Source organism: Shewanella bicestrii (genome assembly GCF_002216875.1).
Classification (GTDB): domain Bacteria; phylum Pseudomonadota; class Gammaproteobacteria; order Enterobacterales; family Shewanellaceae; genus Shewanella; species Shewanella seohaensis.
The window spans coordinates 1447643-1467175 of the sequence record NZ_CP022358.1 but is presented as its reverse complement, the minus strand read 5'-3'; the positions used below and the strand labels follow the sequence as shown (position 1 = coordinate 1467175).

18 protein-coding genes are annotated in these 19533 nt (G+C 46.9%); 7 read left to right on the top strand and 11 right to left on the bottom strand.

Annotation, left to right across the window (positions count from 1 at the left end; genetic code table 11):
• Nucleotides 1-263: 263 nt before the first annotated feature.
• Both CF168_RS06415 and CF168_RS06410 read left to right on the top strand, forming a co-directional pair.
• Nucleotides 264-989, top strand: a complete 726-nt coding sequence (locus tag CF168_RS06415; RefSeq protein WP_089067347.1) for a hypothetical protein — start codon at nucleotides 264-266, stop codon at nucleotides 987-989.
• Nucleotides 986-2302 carry a radical SAM protein gene (locus tag CF168_RS06410; protein ID WP_157705923.1) on the top strand — a complete coding sequence of 439 codons (1317 nt, stop codon included), beginning with the start codon at nucleotides 986-988 and terminating at the stop codon, nucleotides 2300-2302. Before CF168_RS06415 ends, CF168_RS06410 begins: the two co-directional genes overlap by 4 nt.
• 146 nt (nucleotides 2303-2448) lie before the next feature.
• On the opposite strand, the gene CF168_RS22625 is transcribed toward CF168_RS06410, so the two are convergent.
• Both CF168_RS22625 and CF168_RS06405 read right to left on the bottom strand, forming a co-directional pair.
• Nucleotides 2449-2580 (bottom strand): hypothetical protein, encoded by a 132-nt coding sequence (locus tag CF168_RS22625; RefSeq protein WP_276207238.1) that lies wholly within the window; start codon nucleotides 2578-2580, stop codon nucleotides 2449-2451.
• Between the two features lie 229 nt (nucleotides 2581-2809).
• On the bottom strand, nucleotides 2810-5626 hold the full coding sequence (locus CF168_RS06405; protein ID WP_089067345.1) for a S9 family peptidase: 2817 nt from the start codon (nucleotides 5624-5626) through the stop codon (nucleotides 2810-2812).
• Nucleotides 5627-5880: 254 nt separating this feature from the next.
• Between CF168_RS06405 and CF168_RS06400 the strand changes: the two genes are divergently transcribed.
• Complete coding sequence (locus CF168_RS06400) at nucleotides 5881-6891, top strand: isocitrate dehydrogenase (protein WP_011623471.1); 1011 nt, start codon at nucleotides 5881-5883, stop codon at nucleotides 6889-6891.
• A gap of 134 nt (nucleotides 6892-7025) precedes the next feature.
• On the opposite strand, the gene rlmM is transcribed toward CF168_RS06400, so the two are convergent.
• The 4 genes from rlmM to CF168_RS06380 form a co-directional block, all read right to left on the bottom strand.
• A complete protein-coding gene (gene rlmM / locus CF168_RS06395; RefSeq protein ID WP_011623472.1) occupies nucleotides 7026-8111 on the bottom strand; it encodes a 23S rRNA (cytidine(2498)-2'-O)-methyltransferase RlmM in 1086 nt (361 codons plus the stop codon).
• A gap of 153 nt (nucleotides 8112-8264) precedes the next feature.
• On the bottom strand, nucleotides 8265-8657 hold the full coding sequence (locus CF168_RS06390; protein WP_011623473.1) for a DUF423 domain-containing protein: 393 nt from the start codon (nucleotides 8655-8657) through the stop codon (nucleotides 8265-8267).
• A gap of 87 nt (nucleotides 8658-8744) precedes the next feature.
• Entirely contained in the window at nucleotides 8745-9416 is a 672-nt protein-coding gene (locus tag CF168_RS06385) for an alpha/beta fold hydrolase (protein ID WP_167373584.1), read from the bottom strand.
• The gene (locus tag CF168_RS06380; protein WP_011623475.1) at nucleotides 9397-10308 is read right to left on the bottom strand and encodes a transcriptional regulator GcvA; all 912 of its coding nucleotides are present in this window, start codon (nucleotides 10306-10308) and stop codon (nucleotides 9397-9399) included. The genes CF168_RS06385 and CF168_RS06380 overlap by 20 nt, the downstream gene beginning before the upstream one ends.
• A gap of 176 nt (nucleotides 10309-10484) precedes the next feature.
• Between CF168_RS06380 and CF168_RS06375 the strand changes: the two genes are divergently transcribed.
• Nucleotides 10485-10718 carry a hypothetical protein gene (locus CF168_RS06375; protein ID WP_011623476.1) on the top strand — a complete coding sequence of 78 codons (234 nt, stop codon included), beginning with the start codon at nucleotides 10485-10487 and terminating at the stop codon, nucleotides 10716-10718.
• Between the two features lie 44 nt (nucleotides 10719-10762).
• Here the strand turns inward: CF168_RS06375 and CF168_RS06370 are convergent.
• The 5 genes from CF168_RS06370 to pomA all read right to left on the bottom strand — a co-directional run bounded on the left by CF168_RS06370 (nucleotide 10763) and on the right by pomA (nucleotide 16155).
• Nucleotides 10763-11991, bottom strand: a protein-coding gene (locus tag CF168_RS06370) for an IS3 family transposase (protein WP_089067141.1) whose coding sequence is annotated in 2 segments (ribosomal slippage) — nucleotides 10763-11640 and nucleotides 11640-11991 — 1230 coding nt in all. Because the reading frame shifts where the segments join, the coding sequence is not laid out codon by codon here.
• A gap of 180 nt (nucleotides 11992-12171) precedes the next feature.
• Nucleotides 12172-13626, bottom strand: coding sequence for a tRNA uracil 4-sulfurtransferase ThiI (thiI, locus tag CF168_RS06365; protein ID WP_011717761.1), 1455 nt, complete (start codon nucleotides 13624-13626; stop codon nucleotides 12172-12174).
• A gap of 222 nt (nucleotides 13627-13848) precedes the next feature.
• Nucleotides 13849-14286 (bottom strand): IS200/IS605-like element ISShes4 family transposase, encoded by a 438-nt coding sequence (gene tnpA / locus CF168_RS06360; RefSeq protein ID WP_089067186.1) that lies wholly within the window; start codon nucleotides 14284-14286, stop codon nucleotides 13849-13851.
• 177 nt (nucleotides 14287-14463) lie between these two features.
• Nucleotides 14464-15384, bottom strand: coding sequence for a flagellar motor protein MotB (locus CF168_RS06355; RefSeq protein ID WP_011623478.1), 921 nt, complete (start codon nucleotides 15382-15384; stop codon nucleotides 14464-14466).
• Between the two features lie 3 nt (nucleotides 15385-15387).
• Nucleotides 15388-16155, bottom strand: coding sequence for a flagellar motor protein PomA (pomA, locus tag CF168_RS06350; protein ID WP_011717762.1), 768 nt, complete (start codon nucleotides 16153-16155; stop codon nucleotides 15388-15390).
• A gap of 315 nt (nucleotides 16156-16470) precedes the next feature.
• On the opposite strand from pomA, the gene xseB reads away from it, so the two are divergent.
• Genes xseB through dxs form a run of 3 tightly spaced genes read left to right on the top strand, consistent with a single transcriptional unit; the run spans nucleotide 16471 to nucleotide 19484 of the window.
• Nucleotides 16471-16710, top strand: a complete 240-nt coding sequence (gene xseB / locus CF168_RS06345; RefSeq protein ID WP_011623480.1) for an exodeoxyribonuclease VII small subunit — start codon at nucleotides 16471-16473, stop codon at nucleotides 16708-16710.
• Between the two features lie 2 nt (nucleotides 16711-16712).
• Nucleotides 16713-17594, top strand: coding sequence for a (2E,6E)-farnesyl diphosphate synthase (ispA, locus tag CF168_RS06340; protein ID WP_089067344.1), 882 nt, complete (start codon nucleotides 16713-16715; stop codon nucleotides 17592-17594).
• Nucleotides 17595-17615: 21 nt separating this feature from the next.
• Nucleotides 17616-19484 (top strand): 1-deoxy-D-xylulose-5-phosphate synthase, encoded by a 1869-nt coding sequence (gene dxs, locus CF168_RS06335; RefSeq protein ID WP_089067343.1) that lies wholly within the window; start codon nucleotides 17616-17618, stop codon nucleotides 19482-19484.
• Nucleotides 19485-19533 lie beyond the last annotated feature (49 nt).

The following is a 19533-nucleotide window of genomic DNA, read 5'->3' as shown; positions in this document are numbered from 1 at the left end:
TGCAACAATGACAATCTTTACGACCATTGAACTGTTCATCTGGCTAAAAGCTTTTGCCCCAAAGCGAGTTAGCGTCCAAGGACTAACAAGTTTCACAGACTAATTTTTAAGTGAAATAAATTGATGTGTAGACACAAGATAGAACCAACACATCTTCATTTACTTTAAGAGTGCCGTCTAATACTGATTTACGGTAGAATAAATATTCTCAGTATATTGGGCAAGGCGTTACAAGCGTAGGCTTGGGATTAAAGGAGGAATGAATGAGAGTCGATAGATGGGAAGAATACCAAACTTTTTTTCAACTAATTATACTTCGGTATCTTGTTGTATGGTTCTCGTTAGTCCCCGTAATTGCTGGACTTGTAAACCAACTACCAAACCCATTACCAATCACTCTTATGGGGGTTGAACATAAAATTGAACTAATCCTCCCATTTCATTGGCAATTACTTTGGCTTTCTTCATTGTCTTTTGTGATTGCTTTGGGTTTGTTTAAGTTTTATTGTCCCAAGTTTGTTCAAAAATACAGTAGCTTTTCTGAGTACAGCTCATACAACAATCACCCAAGATGGCTTACGTGGGAGACTCATAGATTATTAAAAGCCGCAAACGAAAAGCAAAAGAGCAAGTTGGTTGAACGACTTAAGGCTAAAAAGTACGTAACTAAGTTGGAGTCTAGTATAGATAAAGACTTATGTGATTCTCCCATAGTCAAAGAGAAACAGACCGTACTTCAATTTAAAGTAGATGATGAGTCTTATGAATTTGGAATGCCCATACTTCCAAACACCGACAATCAAGAATCGGAAAAGGACGTATTCTATGAACTCTTTGGCAGATACTCGGAGAGTCATTATGCTGTACGCGTTATTATAAAGGTACTACTAATATTTAGTTTAGTGCTCTTCTTATTCGTCTTAATTGAACACATCTTAAATGGTGCAGTGTTCGTATGGGAGTGGATATCAGGGTTATGTCATAAATGAAATCATATAAATATTATGCGGGCCTAACTAGTCAAGTGGGTTTCTGCGCAACCCCGCTTCGCTTAGATCCTTATAATCGATGCCAGTATTCTTGTGACTATTGTTTTGCTTCCACAAGGCAAGGTTATGGTCGACGTGGAGAGTTGCAAATTGGTAACCCATCCTCTCTTTTAGATAGGTTGACTCGGGTATATAATGGTAAAGTCAATTCTGCTCTTGATGAGTTAATAGAACACCGAGTTCCCTTCCAGCTTGGTGGTATGTCAGACCCATTTACTAAGCTAGAATCTAAAGAGAAAATCACTTTAGAATATTTAAAAATTCTAAAAGAATTTAATTACCCCGTTATTATAAGTACAAAAAGTGACGATATAACCCATGATGAATATATGGATGTTATTTCTGGTTCTAATATTTATGTTAGATTTTCGACTACAATAGTAAATCCTGAGCAAAGGGATAAGATTGATCGTGGGTGTATACCGATAGAAGACTTAGCTAAATCAGCCAAGACACTTGGTAGTGAAGGCATTCCCGTTTGTTTTAGGTTTCAGCCAATAATTCCTGGACATGAAAAGTTCTTCAATTACATTTTGGATTTGGCAGCTTCATCAAACGTAAAACACATATCCGCTGAGTATTTAAAGTGTCCTATAGATGCTAACAAGAAGTTTGGCAGAGAATTAAACCACCTATTAGGAGGTAACCCCATTGATTTTTATAAAAAATCAGGAGCCACTAAACAAGGGAGAGAATACTCTCTTCCTGCTGAATATAGAGCTTTCAACTTAGCAAAAATTGCATTTCAAGCTAGAGCTAAAGGTATGACTTTTGGCTTTGCTGATAATGATTTACTTCTGCACTCAGATGGGAATGCATGCTGTTCAGCATCAAATTTGTATTTGGAAAATTCGAATTACTTTACTGCTAACATAGTGTCTTTAGCGAAATCAAAGTCTATCGGCGAAAAATTATATTTTGAAGATTATCTATCTGGATGGATACCAAATAGTGCTATATCTACCTATTTGAACTCGAAAGCTCGGCTCTCTATTATAGATACAACTAAGCCTGAGTGGTTGAACTATCTTCAAGAAATGTGGACAGGAAAATTAGGTGTTTACAATCCAGAATACTTCGATGGAGTTCAAATAACAGATGAAGTAGATAGTAATAATCTTCCTGTTTTTGTTAGAGCAATTTCAAAATACTCTGATATTCGTAATTTGAATAATAGTCCTGTCCAGCGGCTTTCAAAATCATGCAATACATTCGAGAAAAGTGAAAAATTACGTGAGATTGCATTATTTTAGAGACTTATTTAACAGCAACAGGCTTTGATGGATGAATCAACTTACTTTTCCTAATATCAAATAACGATGTTAGTATTTTTACCCTAACGTGCTTTTGTCCCAAAGCGTGCTTCGTATTTCTTTAAAACATACAGACCACGCTAATGCTAAACAGGTGAGCCATGGTGATTAGCGAGACGACCGTCCGCCCCATGGACGGGGCGGTCGAGCATCCACGGATGGACTCGCTGCGTGTCGTTGAGCAAATACCATGGTTCGCCCTTAAATATGGTCTGCATTCAATAACCAAGCAATGATATTCGTCTTCCAATATTTAACGCTCTTCTTGTCCCAAAGCATGCTTTGTATTTCTTTAAAACTTACAGACTACGCTAATGCTAAACAGGTGAGCCATGGTAATTCCAAGAGTACAAAAGGACTATTTCAATGAGCTAGCTCGCGCCCTTATTGCCATAAAAAACGCCACCTTTCGGTGGCATTTTTAATGGATAAACCTAAACCAGAGAGTTACTCATCATCGGCTTTATATTCGACATAAGCTTCACCTTGGCTTAACCAAGTTGGTGCGGGTTTACCTTTAAGATAATGGTCGAAGTATTCCATCATCCGAATACTGTAATCGAGCTTATTAGGGTATTTCTTCAGATGATGGGGTTCATCTTCATATTGTAAAAACACCACATCTTTGCCCGCACGGCGCATCGCTAAGTACATTTCAACACCTTGCTCCCAAGGCACCGCATCGTCTTTATCGCCAAACATGATCATCAATGGCGTTTGAATGCGATCGGCATAGAAGACTGGCGAGTTCTCAATATACTTTTGCGGCGCAGCGAAGAGGCTTTCACCTATACGGCTTTGGCCGGTTTCGTATTGGAATTGGCGCGCAAGCCCTGTGCCATGGCGAATACCGCTGTAGGCACTGGTCATGTTGGCCACTGGGGCACCAGCTACCGCGGCTTTAAACATCTTGGTTTGAGTGATGGCAAACGCCGTTTGATAACCGCTCCAAGAGTGTCCTTGTAAACCAATGGCGTTAGCATCGGCAACACCCATCTCGATAAGCTTTTGCACACCCGAGGTCAGTGCTTGAACCGAACTGGCACCGGGGTAACCGATATCGAAACGAATATCCGGCAAGAATACCGCATAACCGTTATTCACATACCAAGCAAAGTTTGGTCTGTGGTTGACCTTCATTTGCGGGAAGGCATGCAGTCTGTCGGTCATAAAGCGATAGTAATAAACCAGCACAGGATAACGCTCGCCCGCTTGATAGTTCGTCGGCTTAATCAACACGCCATCGAGCGGCTTGCCATCGCCATTGGTCCAATGCACTAATTCGGCTTGGCTCCAATTAAAGGCTTGGCGCTGCTTATCTAAATCGGTTTGCTTCACGGCATTTTGTGGCGCTTGATAGCTTGCGGTGTATAAATCGGGGAAAAGATCGAAGCGCTCCTTAGAGAACACTAAGGTATCGGCATCTTTACTGCGACCAAGCACAGTTAACTTATACTCGCCTTCCATCAAGGTCTTAACGCCCGCTTCGCCTAAGGTCGCTTGATAAAAACCATCGGCCTTAGTCTTGTCGCTGTAACCATGCAGCAGCACAGTGGCATTGTAAGCCAGTGTGGTTGGCTCATCGGGATTATCGACTAAACCTTCAACACGATATTGGATTTTTTGAGCGCGGCCCTGCCCTGCGGTTAAGGCAAATCCGCTTTTCGATGCGGTATTAAACTGCCACACATCGTATTTGTCGTAGACGAGGAAACCAGCATCATCCTTCAGCCAAGGGCCAAAACCATAACCCGGCGCATTGGAAGGATAATCATGGTCTTCATCGGCAAAACTCACTTTTAAAGACTTGGTCAGATTAGTACGGCGCCCTTCGGCAATGTCGTATAAGTACACATTACCTTGCTGATAATAGGCCACATATTTACCGTCGCCCGATAAGCTCGGTTCAGCATCGCTTGGTTGTTGGGTTAACAGCGGCAACTTGCGCCCCGTGTTGATATCCACCAAGTAATAATCTTGATAAAAACCCGCCCAAGTGATCATCTTGCGATAGGGTAAGTCAGAGCTTGCCAGCATATAACGCTTATGCTGCGACAGAGTCACATCCGGCACCGTTTTATCGCCAAGCTGCACCACATTATTTGAGCCTAAATGCAGCACGGCTAAGTAAGTGCGCTTTTGCTCTTTATCATATTGTTTGATCTCATGGGGTTTAATCCGTGGATCGTCCCCATGCCAAACCTTAAGCCCACGTAGGCCTGTGACTATCTCTTTGTCGTAAAGATCTTTTTCTTCAGCAATTTTCTTCAAGCTAAGCTGCTGGCTCACCTCGGGCACGCGGCCAAAGAAGAGTCGTTCACTGTCTAGGGAGAAGTTTAAACTGGCGTAACGGTTTAACGTCCACTCTTTGGTGTTTGGCACAGGGCGAATTTTGCCAGAAGCGATATCGACTAGGCTTAGCTGATAACTGCGGCCATAGGGTAATTCACTCGCATCCCCTTGAGTAAAGGCCAGCCAGCGACCATTTTTCGACAGTGAAACCGCACCGATTTGCTGAGTTTGAGATTCAAATGCCGTTGATTTTTTGTGGTCTTTCAAATCAATCAGTTGCAGTTGATGTTGTTTCGCCTCGATATCATTGACAGCAACGGCCAAGCGGCGACTATCTTTATCAAACTGATAGGCGGTCACATGCTCCAGATCCACCCGCTGCGATGGTGAAGACAAATTCACTAAACTCAAACGACGGCCTTGGTCGAACTTATCGACCTTCACCTTCTCGGCTTTGGGCTTATCATCAATGCCTTCGGTCTTCTCTTTGGCGTCTTTCTTGGCCTCTTCGTCGGCTTCAAACCAAATGGCTAAATGCGCGCCATCGTCGCTAAAGACAAATTCTTTTACCCGTTCAAATTTGGTTTGCGTGCCCGTTTCAGTGTCGAGCAGCACCATATCGGCCTTAAGCTTTTTCTTCGCTTTAGCATCGCTGGTTTCAACGGTGAGTAAACTGGGTTTAACCGCCATCGCTACATAACGGCCTGTGTGACTCACGATAGGATCCGAGCCACCTTCAATCTGAAACGCTTTACCTGTTTGTAGATTCTTAATCAAACCATGGCTATCGCCACGATCCGGTGCCACCTCCACCGCGAGCACTTGACCATTGTCAGCGATAACGGGTTTTTCGAGGGACTCAAAATGCATAATGTCGGTCAGGGTAAGCGGTTTAGTGCTGGTTTCTGCATGGGCATTGGGCAGTATTCCGAGGGATAAAAGCACTAGCGATGTGATAGGTAATAACTTCAATGTCTTCCTCTTTTATGTAGTTGTTAGACTAAAGTAGACTTTTTTAACCATTGGTCCTCCATCATCGTTATAACCCAGTATTTTTACAAGTTATACCCGATAAAAAATCGTGATATTGCTCACTATTTCCTGTGAAGTTTGACCAAAGACGGTTAAAATAATGGGGAGAAAAAACACCAAATTCATAGTCATGTTACCCGGCTAATCCCGGGTCGGACAATTGCAGTAACGACGAACCGTGGAAGGACTTCTCCATGTCAAAAAGAACGATAACCGTAATTCCAGGTGATGGAATTGGCCCAAGTATTATTGATTCAGCCTTAAAAATTCTTGATAAAGCAGGTTGTGATTTTGAATATGAATTTGCCGATGCCGGCTTAACTGCTCTCGAGAAGCAGGGCGAACTACTTCCGCAGCGTACTTTAGAACTGATCGAAAAAAACCGCATCACCCTGAAAGGCCCGCTGACGACACCTGTAGGCGAAGGCTTCACCTCTATCAACGTGACATTACGTAAGAAATTCGGCCTGTACGCTAACGTGCGTCCTGTGTTGTCTTTCAAAGGCACTCAAGCCCGTTATGAAAACATTGATATCATCACAGTGCGTGAAAACACCGAAGGCATGTACTCAGGCCACGGTCAAAAAGTGTCTGAAGACGGCACCACCGCAGAAGCGACCAGTATCGTCACTCGCCAAGGCGCTGAGCAAATCGCGACATTCGCCTACGAACTAGCTCGTAAAGAAAACCGTAAGAAAGTCACTATCGTGCACAAAGCAAACATCATGAAGTCAACTTCAGGTCTGTTCCTGAAAGTGGCCCGTGAAGTGAGCCAACGCTACCCAGACATCAAAACCGAAGAAATGATCGTCGATGCGACTTGCATGAAGCTAGTGATGAACCCAGAAAACTTCGACGTTATCGTGACCACCAACCTGTTTGGTGACATTCTGTCGGATCTGTGTGCTGGTTTAGTCGGTGGTTTAGGTATGGCACCCGGCGCCAACATTGGCCGTGATGCAGCGATTTTCGAAGCGGTTCACGGCAGCGCGCCAGATATCGCAGGTAAAAACCTCGCGAACCCAACCTCAGTGATCTTAGCCTCTATCCAAATGCTGGAATACTTAGGCATGGCTGATAAAGCCGACATGATCCGTAAAGCCGTATCGGCAGTGATTGAAGAAGGCGACCGTACGACTCGCGATTTAGGCGGCACCCACGGCACGACAGACTTCACTCAAGCGGTGCTTGACCGTCTGTCATAATCGCTTTGCGCGAAACAAAAAAACGCACCTTGAGTGCGTTTTTTTATGGCCGCCATTTAGCGGGACAGCCAAATAAAAAGCCCCAAACATCACTTGGGGCTTCAGTCACGAAAAGAACAGTGAAAAACCGCTGATTAGTTCCAAGCCTGGCTAGGTCTAATCCACAGATGAACCGTCACTTCATCACGGTCATGATATAAGTGCTTACACTGCAACTGGAATTCGTTGATGCCGTTTTCCTTGAGGATTTCCTGCATGGTATTCAAAATCGCCATCACTTCTTTATAACGGCTCTTCATCGGCAGCTTGAGGTTGAAAATCGCTTCTTTAAACCAGCCATTGATGGCCCAAGCTTCAATCAACTCAGCCACGCGCGCAGGTTTTTCAACCATGTCACACACTAACCAATAGATGTTTTTGCGCTGTGGCTCGAAGCGGAAACCATCCTCGCGGAAATGTTTCACTTGTCCGGTCTCCATCAGCTTTTCGTTCATTGGGCCATTATCGACCGCGGAGACCATCATGCCACGACGCACTAACTGATAGGTCCAGCCGCCAGGGCAAGCGCCTAAGTCCACCGCATTCATGCCGCTGCGAACCCGCTCTTCCTGTTCTTCTTTAGGCACAAACTGCGCGAACGCTTCATCGAGTTTCAGGCTTGAGCGGCTCGGCGCATCGGCAGCCATTTTCAGTCGCGGGATCCCCATAAAATAGGGTGAACTGTTGTTGCTGAAGGAATAACCTGCGTAGGCGCGACCTGGGCCGATAAAACACACGTGGATAATCGGACGCTTAGGATTTTCTTGCGCGAGTAAACTGCCGGATTTTTTCAAATGCTGGCGCAAAGGCACGGTAAACTTACGGCAAAATGCCGACAGCTCTTTCGCTTCGTTGGTATCTGGAGTTTCAACCCTCAGCTCACCCGCTTTACTCACGTCACTGAGCGCCGCCACAATCGGGCTGACACGATCAGACTCGGGTAAATCCGCCAACAGCTCGCTTGCGGCAAACATCTGACGGGCAAAAATCAGTGAATCCAACGGCAGTTGCTTCACTAAGGTATCGCCGCCGTCTTCTTCAAAACATTGATATACCACGTAGGCATCGTTGTTGTTGGCCTTAACAAAGCCACCCACATTGAGCTCGGCGGCTCGCTGTTGGATTTCTGCTGCGCATTCTTTCTCATAGCCTGCACGGCAAAATAAAAATAGGTTTTTCATGGAGATCCTTAAGAAATCCAAGCCATAAACATGGCCGACTATCGATTTGGGCGCCAGTATAGCAATTTCAATACACAAAAGCCCGATTTGCTATCGGGCTTTTGTGTGATTGGCAGGATGCCCCCATGGCGCAGTGGCTACGCCATACGAGCATTATGACTCGTTACCATCCACCACTTTATGGCGCCATACGGCGGCGGCCAGCAATAACCAACCTAAGAGGAAACAGCCACCGCCCATCGGCGTGATAGGGCCAAACCATTTGCTACCGACCAGCGCCAAACCGTAAAGCGAGCCAGAAAACAGCACTATGCCCGCCATAAACAGGTACGCCGCCCAGTCCAGCAAACGCGAGGTTAACCACTGCCCGGCAAAGGCCACGGCAATCAGCGCAAAGGTATGATAGAAGTGATATTGCACCCCCAGATTAAACACCTCAATCAGCTCAGGCGGCGCGACAGCCTTGAGTCCATGGGCGCCAAAGGCGCCTAGCGCAACCGCAAAAAATCCGCTTACCGCGGCGAGTAACAACAATCCTTTACGCATTTTTACCTCCAAAAACCAATAGGCTTTACGACAGACGGCGCTCTAGCAGTCATGCCTGAGCGCTTTAGGCCACATTAAGAATAAGCATTAGCCAATAAATTTTGCTGATAAATCAACAGCCAATGCAAGGTTAGCCGCTTCGGTCGTGCCTGACGACTTTCTTGGGACAAAACTATGATCCCCATCGGCTAAGTATTCAATTTGAATATCGCGCTTAAGCGGCCAGCTAGGGATTTGCATCTTACCGCCAAACTTATCCCGCTCCCCTTGGAGGACTAACACCGGCACTTGACAGTCGTTTAGGGGTTCTAGCCTAGGTTCACCGCCCTTAAGCGGAATAAAGGGATAACCTAAACAAATGACGCTGTCGATACGGCTCGCTTGCGCACTATCGCAGGCCAGTAACGCCGCCATGCGTCCGCCCATGGATTTGCCCATCAAGACCACACGCTTAACCATAGGCTGAGCGTGCGCCACATCGAGCATCTCGCTAAAACGGGCAAGCAACTTTGGCGCTCTGTCAGGGGGGCGCTTTTTACCATCCACGGCATTGGCCTGCATGTAGGGAAAGTTAAAGCGCATCACTTGAAACCCCTTGGCGACAAGACCTGCGGCCATTTGGCACATAAAGTCGGAGTCTCGATTCGCTCCCGCGCCGTGGGCAAATAAAATCAAGGTTTCTGATGGCTCGCCTTCTAACACATAGGCGTTTGAAGCAACATCCTCGTTGACCAAAGGATTATCCGGGCAACAACTCACTGCGTGACTCCTCGGCAAACATATCTAACATCCACTCACGAAACGCGACCACTTTACCGAGCTCGGCATGATTCTGTTGGCAGACGAGGTAATAAGCATCTTTACTCACTAACACTTCTTGGAATGGGCACACCAGTCGCCCCGCCTTAATATCGGGGCGAGCGAGTACGCTATAACCCAAGGCCACACCTTGGCCGTGGGCCGCCGCCTGCAAAACGAGGGAGGAATGACTGAAAATCGGCCCTTGGTTGACGTTGATATCGTGAATGCCACATTGTCTAAACCAAGCCTGCCAATCGTGGCGGCTCATATCGTGCAGCAGGGTGTGGTATTTTAAATCTTCCGGCTTTGATAACGGCTTAGGGCCGTTTAACAGCATGGGCGAACATACAGGGATCAGCACTTCATTGCGGAGTTTATCGGCGCGCAGTCCCGGCCAATTGCCTAAACCATAATAAATGGCGACGTCGACATCGTCGGTTAAGGAGCTGGCCTCTGTGTCAACCGCTTTAATTCGTACGTCAATGTCGGGATTTTTTTCACTAAACTTCGACAGGCGCGGCACCAGCCACTGAATCGCAAAACTGGGCGACATACTCACGGTCAACGAACCAATGGCGCTACGTGCGAGCAGCCTGTCGGTCGCATCCGCCAGTTGAGTGAAGATATCTTTAATATCGAGAAAATAGCTCTGACCTTCTTCGGTCAGCAGCAGCGAACGATTCTTTCGGCGAAATAATTTTAATCCGAGAAAATCTTCCAGCGCCTTAATTTGGTGACTCACCGCAGCCTGAGTCACAAACAATTCTTCAGCCGCTCGAGTAAAGCTCAAATGCCGTGCGGCGGCCTCAAATGCTTTAACCGCATTCAGTGGTGGTAAGCGTCTTGACATAGTGATCTCTATCTCAATTTTTAATTAGTTTTTCTAATCCGTATTGTTACATTTAATCGTTTGTAAAGGCCAGCGTTTTTGATTAAATTTTGCGCCAACGAAACACATGAGTTGGACAATCTCGAACGGGTGATGGGAATGTCTGACAGCAATACTTTGTCAGCCCGGAGGCGACTATGTTCAATTTAAAATCTGCTTTTGCATTAGTGTTAGTCAGCGCACTCAGTGCCAATGTCAGCGCAAATGTTATTGATGCAGAAATTATCATCGACACCAGTGATTTACAGGCAAGCATCAATGCCGAACTAACTGCGACGATGGAAAAAATGCATCAAGAAGCGCTGCAGGATCCTACCTTATTGCTTGCCGATGAAGTGTTACCGGCACAGCAAGTGGTGAAGACCGAATAAATTGCACTGCTGAACTGTCTCGTCCTAAGATAGGTTGACAGTTTTTAGGCCAGCTCCAGTAGCTGGTCTTTTCTATTGTGCACCTGATTAGGGGAGTCCATATTCAAACTCAGATGCGGTCTCATATTGTTGTATATTGCTATCGATTCTCTAACAAGTATCTTCAGCTCCGCAAATGTCCTACATCGGTGCAGTAAAAACTCCTGCTTCAGTATGCCATTTACTCTTTCTGCTAATGCATTTTGGTAGCAATCATAACCATCCGTCATTGACGGCTGGATTTGGCTCGCCTGAAGCGCATTCTGATAAACGGCTGAGCAGTACTGTAAGCCTCTGTCTGAGTGATGCACCGCGTTGCCGATATAGCGCTTATCTTTGATGGCCATTTTTAACGCTTTCACCACACTCTCGGCTTTCATGTCTTTACTCACGTGATGACCGACTATTTTACGAGAACTGGCATCGGTGATCAGTGACAGGTAGTGCACACCTTGGTCTGACTCAAGATAGGTGATATCGCTGACCAGTACATGCCCTGCATCGTGCAGTCCCTCCTCTTTCAGCAGATTAGGATGCTTCTTCATCCAGTGTTTGCTGAACGTGGTTTTTGTGTAGCTTTTCTTCGGTTTAACCAGTAAACCTTCACTTCTCAAATAGGTAAAGAACCCATCTCGCCCGAGTTTAATATCGTGCTCAACCAGCTTGGATTTTATCAACGTGTAGAGCTTACGGGCCCCTAACCTTGGCATATATTTACGCCAGTACTGGACCCAGTCTTTGATAACCGATAGCTCAGCTCTACGACTTTCCATTCGAGCAACTGCCTGATAAATACCTTGCCTCGACATACCCGCAGCACGACATGCGGCAGCGAGGTTTATTTCTCCGTTGCCTTTTGCTTGCCAGACGTACCGGATAAGTACTTTTTTCTGAGGCCTGCTCCATATTCATTGTCCATGATATCAACCATGCCATTGAGGATTTGGTTACGCAGTTTCTCTTCTGCTAACTCACGTTCAAGGCGCTTGATCGTTTCGGCAGGTGTTTCTTTTGACTTAGTCATAAGGGGATGCTGAAAAGGTTTCGACCAATCAAGTCTACCATGTTTTCTAAGCCAGACGAGTACCGTTGAACGGCCTTGAATACCAAAATGGGCTTGGGCTTGTTTGTACGTCATTTCGCCTTTTTCAACACGCTCTACAACGCCTAATTTAAAGGCTAAGGTGTAATCTCGTTGTGTGCGCTTACGGCTTGAGTTAATTAATGTTGTCATAAAGAAATCCTCTTTATGTCAACGTATTTCAGGACGGGACAAACAGTAAAATAAAAGCCGCATTCCAATGCGGCTTTTTTGTATTCGTTTACCTGCTTATTGGCGGATTAAGGCCCCAATTCATGCGCATTAAGGCCAAAATTGATGTTTGGCCTTCGCACGTGCATTACTGGCTATCGCTTAAGGGCGGTAAACCTTAACATTGTGATAACCTTGCTCAATCAGGTATAGCGCCTGTAATTTACTCATCACACCACGCTCACAGTACAACAGGTAAGTCTTCTGCTTATCGAGATCGGCAAACTGAGTCGCTAATTTGAAGAAAGGGATCCGCTTGATTTCCACGCCTTCAATCTCCAGCGGCTTGTTCTCTTCTTCCTCTGGGGCGCGAATATCAATCACCACTTCATTGGTGTCGATAGCAACAACGGTTTCAGTTTCAGTGATACGCGTATTCATTTGTTCTGCTATCTCCCTGATATCAATGGCCACGGCCTGCTCAACGATACGGTCAATCAAGTCCTCAGAGAATTTAGTCTCCTCAGCCTCAACCTTAGCCAGTACCGCCTTCACGGTTGGCTTTTGCGAAATCACGCCGCAATATTCGGGCATAGATTTCGCAAAATCTTCGGTGCCGATACGGCGGCATTCGTTGATGATGTCCTGCTTGTCCATGGCGATCAGCGGGCGCAGGATCAGCATATCTGTGCAGCGGTCAATCACGTTTAAGTTGGTTAAGGTTTGGCTCGATACTTGGCCTAAACTCTCACCTGTGACAATCGCCTGAATGCCCATACGCTCGGCAATACGCGCCGCGGTGCGCATCATCATACGCTTGAGCACCACGCCCATTTGACCGTTGTCGATTTTCTCTAAAATCTCGGCCACTACAGGCTCGAACGGCACGGACACAAACTTCACCTTGTGGGATTCACCATAGGTTTTCCACAAATGGTAAGCGACTTGTTTCACGCCAATTTCATGCTGCGCGCCGCCGAGGTTGAAGAAACAGTAATGGGTACGAGCGCCCTTCTTAATAAATTGGTAGCTCGACACGCCTGAGTCAAAACCGCCCGAAATCAACGACAACACATCTTCCTGTGTCGCCATTGGGAAGCCGCCTAAGCCTTCGATACGCTTGGTCACCATATACAGTTTATCGCCCTCGATTTCGAGGTTAACTGTCACTTCTGGGTTCTTTAAACGCACGCCAATCGCATCGGTAAACTGGTTTAAACCACCACCGACATAACGCTCGACTTCGATAGAGTTAAAATCGTGGGAGCCAGTACGTTTGACGCGCACACAGAAGGTTTTACCGGCAATTTGGTCACGATATACGGGTAAAACTTGCTGGTAGATATCGTCGACTGAGGTAAAGCTGTATTCATCCACTTGCACCACATGGGCGATCCCAGGAATACAGGCTAAACGCTCACCAAAGGCCTGAGCTAATTCAGGTTTATCATTTGGCACCTTTACCCAAATACGGTCCCATTGACGTTGCACTTTGGCATCTTCATCAACTTTTTTGAGCACGTTACGGATGTTGGTTTCAAGCATTTTGGTGAAGCGCATGCGCACGGGCTTGCTCTTCATCATGATTTCTGGGTACAGCTTTACAATAAACTTCATGGGATTTCCGCGGGCAATTTTGTAAACAGCAAAATTGGTTAAAAGAATAATCGCCGGATTATAACAAACTCACGGCGATTGGCGCACCTGTTTCCACACTCGGACAGCTCGTGGCGTGCGCTTATGCACAGTTGAACTTATAGTCAAAAAATCACAAGTAAAGAATCCGCCTTCTTAGAAGGCGGCTTTGATTTGCCCCTGGAAGGGGCTATTTCCTTACACCTACTTCATCTGTAGCGACAATTGAGCATCATGCTCTAGATCTTGCTTATCTTGATGGCGAACATAGCGTCTTATGATTTCCTCATTTACGCCTACCGTATCAACAAAATAACCCCTCGCCCAAAAGCTATTTCCCCATAACTTCTTGCGAACATGAGGGAATTTGTTAAAAAGCCTTATTGCGCTCCTACCCTTCAATATCCCCATTAATGTGGATACTGACAACTTTGGGGGAATTATCACGACTAGATGCACATGATCTATCTGGACATTTAATTCTAAGACCTCACAACTTTTCATATTGCATAGAATATAAATCGACCTGTAGGGCTCTTTACCAAGGTTACCTTTTAGAATTTTGAATCTGTACTTAGGCGTCCAAACGATATGATATTTACAACGCCAGTAAACATGTGATGAACTTCTGTAATCGCCCATGTTTCTCGTTTCCTCTTACTTGTGGTGAATAAGAAGGTCTCTTTTAACATGGGCGTTATTCAGGCTATAGCCTTAAGGGACAATCACCACCGCCAGAGGCGGTGGTTTTGGGATGACAATAAAAAAGCCGTGAGCAAGTCACGGCGTTTTTATCGAATCACAGGTTTGGTTTAAAAGCTATTTACCTACTTGAATTTCTTCGGATTCTTTGGCTTTACCCTGTTCAATGGCGATCTCAACTCGACGATTTCGTGCGCGGTTTTCAGGTGAGTCATTGGGCACGATTGGATTATTCGACGCCATACCGACCACTTTCATCCGCTTAGGATCGAAGCCCTTCACTTGCAGCAGCACATCGGCCACCGCCACAGCACGTTTACTGGAGAGATCCCAGTTCGAGCTATAGAGCTCATCACTTATCTGCATATCATCAGTGTAACCCGATACCGTGATGATCCCCGGCACATCTTTTAGCAATTCACCGACCGAGCGCACCACGGGTTTAAATCGAGGCTGCAGGAAGCCAGATCCTGAGGCAAACGAGCCCTTCTCACGGATACGGATAATGATTTGCTGCCCAAGTGACTCAATTTCGATCGCCCCATCGGTGATCTCATTATTGAGTTCCTGTGCCATTTTCTTCACTTGCTGATTGATTTTATCCTGCGCCGCCGCGGCTTCGGCCTTCACCGCATCCGCCGTTTCTTGGGCCGTCGCCGAGGCTTCACCGCCCCGCTGCGAACCATTTTGCTGCTGCACACCACCCGCGCTATCGTCTTCACCCGCTTGATAATCCAATACGGGCTCGGTCATTTCGTTGGTTTGTTGGTTAATGATTTCAATCGGCGTGGGATCGGGGCGGCCAGGGCGAAACTCCAGTGCGATCACAGACGTCCCCTTAGGAATGTCTTTGACTTCGACCTTGTTTTGCACCCCGAAGGCATACTTCATCGAGCCTGCGATCTGCTTAAACTTCATCACGTCCATTTCGGAGAATGACAGCAGCAGCACGAAGAAACACATCAAGAGGGACATCAAATCGGCAAATGTTGCCAACCAGAGCGGCGCTCCGGGCGGTGGACAGTTGCACTTAGCCATGGGCTACTCCCCGTCCGTTGTATCGATTTTCCGCTGTTTTTCAGCAAGATAATTCTTCAAGAAACCTTCAATCACCCGCGGGTTTTGGCCATCTTGAATGGCTAATACCGCATCCATAATCAGGTTGCGGTTAAGCATTTCTTCACCCATGCGTAGGGTGAGTTTATCGGCAATGGGAATACACACCATGTTGGCGACCACGGCGCCGTACAGCGTCGTTAACAAGGCCACCGCCATCGATGGACCAATCGATTTAGGATCCGACATGTTGGATAACATGGCCACCAAGCCCACTAAGGTACCAATCATCCCCATCGCAGGGCCAACGTCACCAAAGGCCCTAAAAATCGCAATGCCGTTGCGATGGCGCTCTTCTGTAAGGGCAATGTCTTTTTCAAGTGCGGCGCGCACCACTTCACCATCGTGACCATCGACCAACATATCGACGGCTTTTTGCATAAAACTGTTGGAAATTTGCGCTTCTTCGAGGGCAAGGAATCCGCCTTTACGGGCGGCGTCCGCCATAGTCACGGATTGCTCGATAAGATCTTCAGGCTTATCAATCTTAAACATAAAGGCTTTGACGGCGATTTTTACCGCCCCCAAAAACTGTTTGAGATTGAATTTCATCATTACAACGAAGAATGAACCACCGAACACGATAAACACTGAGGGGACGTCGATAAAGATTGCCAGGCCGCCGCTGGTCATCATAGCCCAAAGGATAAAACCAAAGCCCCCGACTAGTCCTATAACTGTAGCTAAATCCACAACGGCTCCTCAATATTCGGTATAAACGACATGATACTGACTCTATTCGCAAAATAATACAAAATGTCATCCGCATAGGGATTACACTTTGTGTTTTAACCTGAGCCTTACTCTATGATGTCAAAGGATGATTATAAGCATAATGCTATTATTGTCATTTATCGGACAAGCACTAAGCAAGTTTAGCGACAATTTCTATTTTCTGAAAAAAATTCAGCAACAAAGCGTGCTATTGAGCAAATATCCGTCGACTGAATTTGACCCTTGAGTCGCCCTGATATACCTTGTGTCCGCTCTTTCAAAGGAATTATTAACGTGGCGAAGAAACCCGAAAATCTCAGTTTTGAAGAATCCCTTGGTGAACTCGAGCGCATCGTTGCCGAATTAGAACAGGGCGATGTCTCTCTGGATGATGCGTTAAAACAATTTGAACGTGGCATCAATCTGGTGCGTAACAGCCAAGCAAAACTCGAGCAAGCTCAGCAAAAAGTGGCCATTTTACTCAAGCAGGATGAAAATGCGCCCCTCTCTCCCTATGCCGTTGAGGGCGAATAAGCGTGTTAGTCAATGCAATAAAAGAATATCAACTACGGGTTGATGACCAATTAAAACAACGTTTCAGCACACTCGAAGACACAGCGCCGCAATTAAAGGCCGCCATGACCCACGGCGCGCTGTTAGGCGGTAAGCGTATTCGTCCCTTCTTGGTTTACAGTGTTGGGCAAATGTTTGGCGTGTCGCTTGAAAAACTCGACGCCTGCGCCGCGGCCATTGAGTGTATTCATGCTTATTCGTTAATTCATGACGATTTACCCGCCATGGACGATGACGACCTTCGTCGTGGTCAGCCCACAGTGCATATCGCCTTCGATGAAGCGACCGCCATCCTTGCTGGGGATGCTCTGCAAACCTTAGCCTTTGAAATTGTTACCGAAGCAGTACCAGGGATCAGCAGCGAGCAGCATATCGCTATGGTGAGAGCGCTGGCGAAAGCCTCGGGCTACCGTGGTATGTGTGGCGGCCAAGCGATTGACTTAGCCTCAACCGATAAGCTCATCGACCTTAAGGCCCTAACTCAACTCCACAATATGAAAACGGGCGCCCTTATCAGCTGCGCCGTTGAGTTAGGCTTGATTGCCGCTAATGCGCCAAAAGATGAATATCAGACTATGATGGAATTTGCCCATGCGGTAGGACTTGCCTTCCAAGTGCAAGACGATATTCTGGACATCATTGCCACCACGGAAGAACTCGGCAAACCCCAAGGCTCAGACGCCGAGTCCAATAAGAGTACTTTTCCGCAACTACTTGGACTGCAAGGCGCCAAAGATACCGCCGCGCAACTGATCCAAGAGGCACTATCAGCGCTGGCTAAATTGCCATACAATAGCCAGTTAATCGCAGACTTCGCCCGCTATATCATTGAGCGAAGAATATAATAAGAGACGAAGTATCTCGCTATGAGTTTGGACATTTCACAGTTTCCCGTGTTGGCTCAGGCCAACACTCCTAATGAACTCCGCCAGCTTCCTCAGGCCCTGTTACCTCAATTGGCCGATGAGTTGCGGGAGTTTCTTCTTAAGTCCGTTGGCATGTCCAGCGGACATTTTGCCTCTGGACTCGGCACAGTCGAACTGACTGTTGCCCTGCATTATGTCTATAACACCCCGTTTGATCGTTTGATTTGGGACGTTGGCCACCAAGCCTACCCCCATAAAATCCTCACCGGTCGCCGCGACAGAATGCACACCATTAGGCAAAAGAACGGTTTACACCCTTTCCCTTGGCGGGAAGAAAGTGAATACGACACCTTTAGCGTCGGACACTCCGGCACATCCATCAGTGCCGCATTAGCCATGGCCGTTGCCGCCGAAAAAGAACAGGCAGGACGCAAAGTGGTTGCCGTCATTGGCGATGGTGCCATGACGGGCGGTATGGTGTTCGAGGCCATGAATCACGCGGGTGATTTGCACAACGATATGCTGATGGTGCTGAACGATAACGAAATGTCGATTTCAGAAAACGTCGGCGCGCTCAACAATCACTTAGCGCAACTGATGTCAGGCCGCCTCTACACCACGATTCGTGAAAGCAGCAAGAAAGTGCTCAAGGGCATGCCGGTTATCAAAGAGATGGCCAAGCGCACCGAAGAACACCTTAAGGGTATGGTCGTACCTGGCACTCTGTTTGAAGAGTTAGGCTTTAACTATATCGGCCCCATCGATGGCCACGATGTCGATGCCCTAGTGGAAACCCTGCGCAATATGCGCTCTCTAAAGGGCCCACAAGTACTGCACATCATGACTAAAAAAGGTCGTGGTTATGAACCAGCCGAGAAAGATCCCATCGGTTGGCACGCGGTACCTAAATTTGACCCGTCACAGTTTAAGAAGCCAGCCACTAAGCCGGGCCTGCCGACCTTCTCCCAAGTGTTTGGCAAATGGTTATGTGATATTGCCGAGCAGGACGAAAAAGTCTTAGGTATTACCCCTGCCATGCGTGAAGGTTCAGGCATGGTGGAGTTTTCACAGCGCTTCCCGAAACAATATTTCGATGCCGCCATTGCCGAGCAACATGCGGTGACTTTAGGTGCCGGATTTGCCTGTGAAGGCTTTAAGCCCGTGGTCGCCATTTATTCAACCTTCCTGCAACGGGGTTATGATCAACTGATCCACGATGTGGCACTACAGCGTTTACCTGTATTGTTCGCCATTGACCGTGGCGGTATCGTCGGTGCCGACGGCCCAACTCACCAAGGGGCATTCGATTTAAGCTTTATGCGCTGCATCCCGAATATGGTGATCATGGCGCCATCGGATGAAAATGAATGTCGCCAAATGCTCTATACCGGTTATTGCTATGATGCAGGCCCGAGTGCGGTGCGTTATCCAAGGGGCAGCGCCACCGGCGCTACTCAGGTCGAAGCCATGACGGCATTGCCGATCGGTAAAGGCGTGATTAAGCGTTTAGGCAAACGTATCGCCATGCTGAACTTTGGTACCACCTTAGCCGCCGCCTTAACCGCCGCAGAAAGCTTAGACGCCACCGTCGTCGATATGCGTTTTGTGAAGCCGTTGGATGTGGATTTGGTTAAAGAGATGGCGCAAACCCACGATGTGCTTGTCACAGTGGAAGAAAACGCCATTATGGGCGGCGCAGGCTCTGGTGTATTAGAGCTACTGCAAAAGCTTAAAATGCCCAAACCTGTGCAGCAAATCGGCCTACCCGATGAGTTTATTAAACATGGCTCTCCAGAAGAAGTGACCCATGATTTACAACTCGATGCCGAAGGTATGTTAGCGCAAATTAATGCTTTTCTTGCCGATTGAATATTGATGGGAGCTTAGCTCCCAGTAATACTGCAAACGTGATAAACCA

Bases quoted from the DNA above. Each gene is read 5' to 3' on its own strand.
- dxs (WP_089067343.1), top strand. From the start codon at position 17,616: ATGAGTTTGGACATTTCACAGTTTCCCGTGTTGGCTCAGGCCAACACT.
- CF168_RS06400 (WP_011623471.1), top strand. From the start codon at position 5,881: ATGTCAAAAAGAACGATAACCGTAATTCCAGGTGATGGAATTGGCCCA.
- CF168_RS06380 (WP_011623475.1), bottom strand. From the start codon at position 10,308: ATGTCAAGACGCTTACCACCACTGAATGCGGTTAAAGCATTTGAGGCC.
- tnpA (WP_089067186.1), bottom strand. From the start codon at position 14,286: ATGGGCGATTACAGAAGTTCATCACATGTTTACTGGCGTTGTAAATAT.
- CF168_RS06390 (WP_011623473.1), bottom strand. From the start codon at position 8,657: ATGCGTAAAGGATTGTTGTTACTCGCCGCGGTAAGCGGATTTTTTGCG.
- CF168_RS06355 (WP_011623478.1), bottom strand. From the start codon at position 15,384: ATGGCTAAGTGCAACTGTCCACCGCCCGGAGCGCCGCTCTGGTTGGCA.
- rlmM (WP_011623472.1), bottom strand. From the start codon at position 8,111: ATGAAAAACCTATTTTTATTTTGCCGTGCAGGCTATGAGAAAGAATGC.
- CF168_RS06375 (WP_011623476.1), top strand. From the start codon at position 10,485: ATGTTCAATTTAAAATCTGCTTTTGCATTAGTGTTAGTCAGCGCACTC.
- thiI (WP_011717761.1), bottom strand. From the start codon at position 13,626: ATGAAGTTTATTGTAAAGCTGTACCCAGAAATCATGATGAAGAGCAAG.
- CF168_RS22625 (WP_276207238.1), bottom strand. From the start codon at position 2,580: ATGCAGACCATATTTAAGGGCGAACCATGGTATTTGCTCAACGACACG.
- CF168_RS06415 (WP_089067347.1), top strand. From the start codon at position 264: ATGAGAGTCGATAGATGGGAAGAATACCAAACTTTTTTTCAACTAATT.
- CF168_RS06410 (WP_157705923.1), top strand. From the start codon at position 986: ATGAAATCATATAAATATTATGCGGGCCTAACTAGTCAAGTGGGTTTC.